The organism is Arthrobacter sp. 2YAF22_2, from assembly GCF_052114645.1.
Lineage (GTDB): Bacteria > Actinomycetota > Actinomycetes > Actinomycetales > Micrococcaceae > Arthrobacter.
Genome location: NZ_JBFRFD010000003.1, coordinates 21,409 through 27,904 on the forward strand (window position 1 = coordinate 21,409; position 6,496 = coordinate 27,904).

Annotated in this window: 5 protein-coding genes; 3 read left to right on the plus strand and 2 right to left on the minus strand. The window is 68.9% G+C overall.

Annotation, left to right across the window (positions count from 1 at the left end; all coding sequences use genetic code 11):
- Nucleotides 1-4 precede the first annotated feature (4 nt).
- Both AB4Y86_RS00410 and recR read left to right on the plus strand, forming a co-directional pair.
- Nucleotides 5-3,022, plus strand: a complete 3,018-nt coding sequence (locus AB4Y86_RS00410; protein WP_441399388.1) for a DNA polymerase III subunit gamma and tau — start codon at nt 5-7, stop codon at nt 3,020-3,022.
- 51 nt (nt 3,023-3,073) lie between these two features.
- Nucleotides 3,074-3,673 (plus strand): recombination mediator RecR, encoded by a 600-nt coding sequence (gene recR / locus AB4Y86_RS00415; RefSeq protein ID WP_441399389.1) that lies wholly within the window; start codon nt 3,074-3,076, stop codon nt 3,671-3,673.
- Nucleotides 3,674-3,684: 11 nt separating this feature from the next.
- Here recR and AB4Y86_RS00420 read toward each other — a convergent pair whose 3' ends face one another.
- Nucleotides 3,685-4,833 carry an ABC transporter permease gene (locus tag AB4Y86_RS00420; protein ID WP_441399390.1) on the minus strand — a complete coding sequence of 383 codons (1,149 nt, stop codon included), beginning with the start codon at nt 4,831-4,833 and terminating at the stop codon, nt 3,685-3,687.
- Nucleotides 4,830-5,801 (minus strand): ABC transporter ATP-binding protein, encoded by a 972-nt coding sequence (locus tag AB4Y86_RS00425; protein WP_441399391.1) that lies wholly within the window; start codon nt 5,799-5,801, stop codon nt 4,830-4,832. Before AB4Y86_RS00425 ends, AB4Y86_RS00420 begins: the two co-directional genes overlap by 4 nt.
- 209 nt (nt 5,802-6,010) lie before the next feature.
- Between AB4Y86_RS00425 and AB4Y86_RS00430 the strand changes: the two genes are divergently transcribed.
- Nucleotides 6,011-6,496, plus strand: a 486-nt coding sequence (locus tag AB4Y86_RS00430; RefSeq protein WP_441399392.1) for an amino acid kinase family protein, incomplete at its 3' end; no start/stop codon positions are given.

Consider the following 6,496-nt stretch of genomic DNA (forward strand, 5'->3'; position numbering starts at 1 on the left):
AGCTGTGACTGTTACTACCGCCCTTTACCGTAGATACCGCCCCGATTCGTTCGCGGATGTTATCGGGCAGGAACACGTCACGGAGCCGCTTATGACGGCGCTGCGGAAGAACCGCGTCAACCACGCCTACCTGTTTTCGGGCCCGCGGGGCTGCGGCAAAACGACGTCCGCCCGCATCTTGGCCCGCTGTCTGAACTGCGCCGAAGGCCCCACCGACACCCCTTGCGGCGTCTGCCCCAGCTGCGTCGAATTGGCGCGCGGCGGTTCCGGTTCCCTCGATGTGATCGAGATTGACGCGGCCAGTCACGGCGGGGTGGACGACGCCCGGGATCTACGCGAACGGGCCACCTACGCCCCGGTCCGTGACCGCTACAAGATCTTCATCATTGACGAAGCCCACATGGTCACCTCGGCTGGCTTCAACGCGCTGCTCAAGATCGTCGAAGAGCCGCCGGAACACATCAAGTTCATCTTCGCCACCACGGAGCCGGACAAGGTGATCGGCACCATCCGGTCCCGCACGCACCACTACCCCTTCCGGCTGGTACCGCCGGAACCCCTGATGGCCTACCTGGAGCTGCTCTGCCGGCAAGAGAACGTGCCCGTGGCACCCGGCGTGCTCTCGCTCGTGATCCGCGCCGGCGGCGGCTCGGTGCGCGACTCGCTCTCGGTCCTGGACCAGCTCATGGCCGGAGCCGGCCCGAACGGGCTGGACTACGAACTGGCCGTGGCCCTGCTTGGCTACACGCACGCCTCCCTGCTGGACGACGTCGTCGAAGCCGTTGCCGCCTCCGACGCGGCCACCGTGTTCCGCGCAGTGGACCGAGTAATCCAGACCGGCCACGACCCCCGGCGCTTCGTCGAGGACTTGCTGGAACGATTCCGGGACCTAATCATCGTGCAGGCCATGCCGGAAAGTGCCCAATCGATCCTTCGCGGAATGCCCGCGGACCAGATCGCGCGGATGCAAAACCAGGCACACAACCTCGGCGCTGCCGAACTGTCCCGCGCGGCGGATGTCACCAACACCGCGCTCACCGAGATGACCGGTGCGACGTCGCCGCGGCTGCACTTGGAACTGCTCTGTGCCCGGATTTTGCTGCCCAGCTCCGAACAGGCCGAACGCGGAATCGCCGCCCGCATCGACCGCGTGGAGCGGCGCCTGAATTACGGCGGGAACGACGTCGGAGCCCCCGCCGCGGCGCCCGCAACGGCAGCACCAGCGACGGTTGCAGCGCCCGCGGCCGCTCCGGCAACAGCCACGGCGCCGGAAGCCACCCGACCGGCCGGCACCGCGGTCCGGGCGGGGTCCGCGGGTACCGGCGTCCCGGCGGCGGGCCCCGCGCCCGCACCTGCCGCGCAGGAACCACAGCCGGACCGGCCGCCGCTGACGCCGCCGCGGGTCAGCACCAACGACTGGCCGGTGGAGGAATCCACATCCGCGAACGGCGCCTCACGAACCGACCCACTCTCGGCCCCCGCAGCCGCTTCGACGATCCGGCCGGCCCCTGCGGACGAGCCGAACCGGGCAGGCCGCCCGGAGCAGGCACCGGCTGAGCGCCCGGCAGCCAGCGTCCCCCCAACGACGCCTGCCCCGGCTGCAGGACCCGACGTCGAGGTCCTGCGCCGGGCCTGGCCCGAGATCCTGCAGACCCTGACCAAAATCAAGCGCAGCACCTGGGCGCTGGTCGAACCCAACGCGCAGGTCGGTCACTTCGAAGGCCAGGTCCTGACCCTGTCCTTCAGCACGTCCGGACTGGCCGGTGCCTTTGGCCGCGCGGATCACGCGGAGAATCTGCGTCAGGCGATCCACAAGACCATCGGCATCGATTGCCAGATCACCGCCGTGGCCGGCGGCGCCAACAGCCCAGCGAGCTCTGAGCCAAACCCAAAAGCGCCCGCTAGCCGGGAGGCCCCGGCCAGCTCGGCGGATGTCGCATGGGGTCTGGCGCCGGCGGGGACAACGCCCGCACCGGAATCCGCGTCCACGTCCGTAACCGATGCCGGAAACAGTGCCGAAAACGGTGTCGCAGAGGGCCCCGGGATTGGCACGGCGGCGCCTGCGGCTGTGCCCGCTGCGGCACCCGTATCGTCGGGCGGCGAGTCTGTCACGGCCGCGGCCCCGGCCGTTCCGCGGGCCGGCCCTTCAGGCGGACCGTCAGCCGAAGCGTCTACCGGCCACGCTACCGATGCCAGCGGTTCATACTCCTACCCGGACGACGACTGGGGTCCCGCGAGAGATGAAGACGCGCCGCCCCTGGACGAAGAGCCGCCGATGGACTGGGACCCCTCAGCCCCGGCACCCTTCCTGGCAGCCGCCGAAGCAGCGCCAGCACCCGCGCGGACTGCTTCACGCCCGCGTTCGGGCGCCGGCTCAACCAACACCGCAGCCAACGCCGCATCGTGGCCCTCCGTCACAGCACCGCCCGCCGCGGACGACGTCGCGGACCCATGGGCACGCGCCGTCGAGCAGTCCCCCGGGGTCTGGAGCGTCGGCACCGAACTGAACGTGGGCCGACACGCCTCCCCGGAGCCTGCGCCGCGCAGCCCCGAACCGGAACCGGAGCCGCCCCACTACGAGCCGGCCGCTGCCCAGATCCCCGAGCCGGTCGCCGCCTTCCAGGCCGCATCCGGTTCCGGGAACGCCGTTTCCGTGGACGCCGGCAGGCCCGTGCCACAGCTCGTCCCGGCCGGCGCCGGGGCCGCCTTCGCCCCGGCGGCGGCCACCCCCGCAGTGACGGCTGCCCCGGTCGTTGCCCCGGCTGGTGCCCCGTCCGGCTCCGGACGGCAGAGTCTCTACCAGCGCCTGTCCAACAGCCCCGAGGCTGAGGCCGGACGCGCCAAGGCACCCGCGCGCGCCGCCGTTGCCGTCACGAGCTACGAACAGGACATCCCCAGCGCCGACGACGAAACGATCGAGGAATCGGGCGTATTCGGCCGCGCCGCCGTCGAGCGTATTCTGGGCGGGAAGCTGCTCGAAGAGCGCTCCCTGGACGGAAGCCCGCTGGCGCCGCGCTTCTAGCCATTTCGGCGGCTATGCCGGTTGCCGGTCCCCCAAACGAACGAGGAAAACGTGTACGAAGGTGCAGTCCAGGAGCTGATCGACGAGCTTGGACGCCTTCCCGGTGTAGGTCCCAAGTCCGCCCAACGTCTTGCCTTCCACATTCTGGAGGCCGACCCGCAGGACATGAAGCGTCTTGTCGAGGCGATCACCACCGTCAAGGAGCGGGTGAAGTTCTGCACAGTCTGCGGCAACGTCACCGAACAGGAATTGTGCAACATCTGCCGGGACCCGCGACGCGACCCGTCCGTCATCTGCGTCGTGGAGGAATCCAAGGACGTCCTGGCGGTGGAGCGCACCCGCTCCTTCCGAGGCCGGTACCACGTGCTCGGCGGCGCCATCAACCCGATTGCCGGGATCGGGCCGGAGCAACTGCGGATCCGCGAGCTCCTGACCCGGCTCAACGACGGTGCCATCCAGGAAATCATCATCGCCACCGACCCCAACCTCGAGGGTGAGGCCACGGCCACGTACCTCGCACGGATGCTCAAGTCGATCGGCATCGCCGTCACCCGGCTCGCCTCCGGCCTGCCGGTGGGCGGAGACCTCGAATACGCGGACGAGGTCACCCTCGGCCGCGCCTTCGAAGGCCGCCGCAACGCGCTGACCTGATCCCCGGCCGGTTAGGCGACGCGCGTCCCCCGCGCAAGGCGATGCGCCGGGGTGCGCAAGGCGCGCCAGCCCAACCACATCAGCAGCCCCGCCAGCAGCAACTGCAGCCCAAGCCCCAGCGGCCACAGCGGGGTGGACTRCGCGAGGTACCGCGGCTGGGTCTCCCCGTTGGCGCAGGGGTATGTGCGGTCAGGACCCGCCATCGCATAGCGGGCACCTTGGCTGATGGTCTCAATGGCCCCCACCGGCGACCTGCCGTAGCTGCTGGTCCGTGCCGGATACGGGATGGCATCGGCGACGACGATGTAGGGGTTCATTGCCAACATCCAGGCCACCCGTTCGGTGTGCACGGCCGGCTGTTCCCGCATTGGTCCTGCACACGTGTACTCCGGCTCCAGCGGCATAGTTTGGTCAGGGGCGGGTCCCTGGGCGGTGTAGCCGAGGTACTGGGCCTGGCTGGCCATGATGGTGCCCTGCGCGAGTCCAGTGCCCAGTCCAAAGGAAATCAGCGTCCCGAACACCAGCCCGGCCACCGCCAGGTAGGTGACCACAATGGAAAACAGCGGCCGGCCGGCGAGCGCAGAAATTCCGACGCCGAAGGCAGAGACCACGCCCAGCTCCACAGCCAGCATCAACAGGGCCACCACCACATAGCCCGGCGTCATCCCGCCGAGGGTCACTCCGATCGCCAGGAATGGCGTACTGGTGACCAGGAATGCCAGTGCGGCCGCCCAGGCCGCGAAGAACTTGCCCCAGAGGATTTGCCCCCGACGGAGCAGAGTCACCTGAAGGATGGCCAGGGTGCCTCCCGCGCGGTCGCCATTGATGGCGTTGGCGGACAGTGCAGGCGCCACTAGCAGCGCGAAAAGAAGGACGAAGGCCAGGACGACCTCGAAGATCATGGACCCGGGCCCGCCGGTATCCGCGGGGGCGATGCCGGAGTAGGCCCTCTGGGCCTGGCGCTGGGCGTTCCAGCTGGCCCACGTGAGCCAAGTAACCAGGCCGGTCAGGATGAACCAGATCGTCAGCATGATGTACCAGCCGCGGGACCGGAGCCGCTGCTTCAGTTCCAGGACCACCACGTCCCGGACTCCCGCTAGGTAACCGGCACCCACGCCTGGCCCGGACGGACGCTGCGGTCTGACTGTCAGCTGACTCATCTCCGCTCCCCCTCAAGGTTCATGTAAGTCTCTTCCAGGRCGCCGGCTGCCGGGGCGAAGGACCTGACCCCAACCCCGGCCAACACCAGGTCGCGCAGGAGACTGGCGGCGTCGTCGTCGTTCAACAACCGCAGGCTGACCGCCGGCCTCCGGCCGTCCTCGATCCGGAAGGCCAGACCCAACTCGGTGAGCTTGGCTGCGAGCCCGGCACCGTCGGCGGCTGAGATTGCGTAGCGCCGCCCGGAAGCGGCCGCCTCCTCCGTGGTCTGTTGCCGGACCGTCCGTCCGTGGTTCACAAACACCGCGGCGTCGGCAATCTCGTCCAGCTCACTGAGGACATGGGAAGAGACCACGATGGCTTTCCCCTGGGCCGCCAGTTGGCGCAGCATGACGCGCAACGCCACCCGCGATCCCGGGTCCAGCCCGGACGCCGGCTCGTCAAGGAGCAGAACGGACGGATCATGGATCAGGGCGCGCGCCAGGCTGAGCCGCTGCTGCTGCCCCCGTGACAGCACCCGGGCCGGCTGGTCCGCCAGCTCACCCAGCCGGACCAGGTCCAGCATCTCGGTGACGCGCTGGCCAGTTCCGGCCTTGGGCAGCTGGTAGAAGCGGGCCATTTGGGTAAGGATTTCCCGGGCCGTCAGGGACTCCCAGAGGCCCAGGGTGTCCGGCATCCAGCCGATGCGCCTACGGACCTCGAAGCTATGCTGCCGCGGATCAATCCCTTCCACCAGGATGGTGCCGGAGTCCGGCGCCAGGAGCGAGGCCAGCATCAGCAGCAGTGTGGTCTTGCCGGCTTCGTTGGGCCCGATCAGCGCGGTCACTTTGCCCGCCGGAGCGTCAAGGTCCATATGCTCGACGGCGTGCACCTGCCCGAAGCTGCGGCTCACCGCCCTGGCGCTGATGCCGTCGATGCCAACACCGTGCGGCCGGTCCGGCACAGCCGTTTCGTCTTGATTTTCTGTCATATCCCGCGCACCTGTCCCCCAAGCCCGTTGCATGCATACTGACCAACCGAGCCTACGCGGCGGCCCTGCGCTCGGTATCGGCGTAAAGGCTGAGATTCGGTCACAATTCAACGCCGGGCACCCGGCGGCGATAAACTTGGCTCAGAAGTCGCCGTCGCGCCGTTTGGTTGCTTGGCCCAGAACCCCGATGATCCAGTGAGGGTGCGCGCATGAGTTTGCCCACTACCGAAGTCCACCCCGGACCGCAGCCGCAGGAGCTGCCGGCGGTTCCGGCCGCCACCAAGCATCTGGTGGTGAAGAAGTTCGGCGGTTCCTCCGTGTCGGACGCGGAAGGCATCAAGCGGGTCGCCCGGCGCGTCGTCGACGCCCACAACGCGGGCGACGAGGTCGTCGTCGTGGTGTCGGCCATGGGCGACACCACCGATGAACTCCTGGACCTTGCCGCCCAGGTGACCGACTCCGCCCCGGCCCGGGAAATGGACATGCTCCTTTCCGCCGGGGAGCGTATCTCCATGGCCCTGCTCGCGATGGCGATCAACAAGTACGGCGCCTCGGCCCAGTCCTTCACCGGATCCCAGGCCGGCATGATCACCGACGGCATCCACGGCAAGGCCCGGATCATCGACGTCGACCCGCACCGGATCCGCACCGCGCTGGACAAGGGGCACATCGCGATTGTCGCGGGCTTCCAGGGC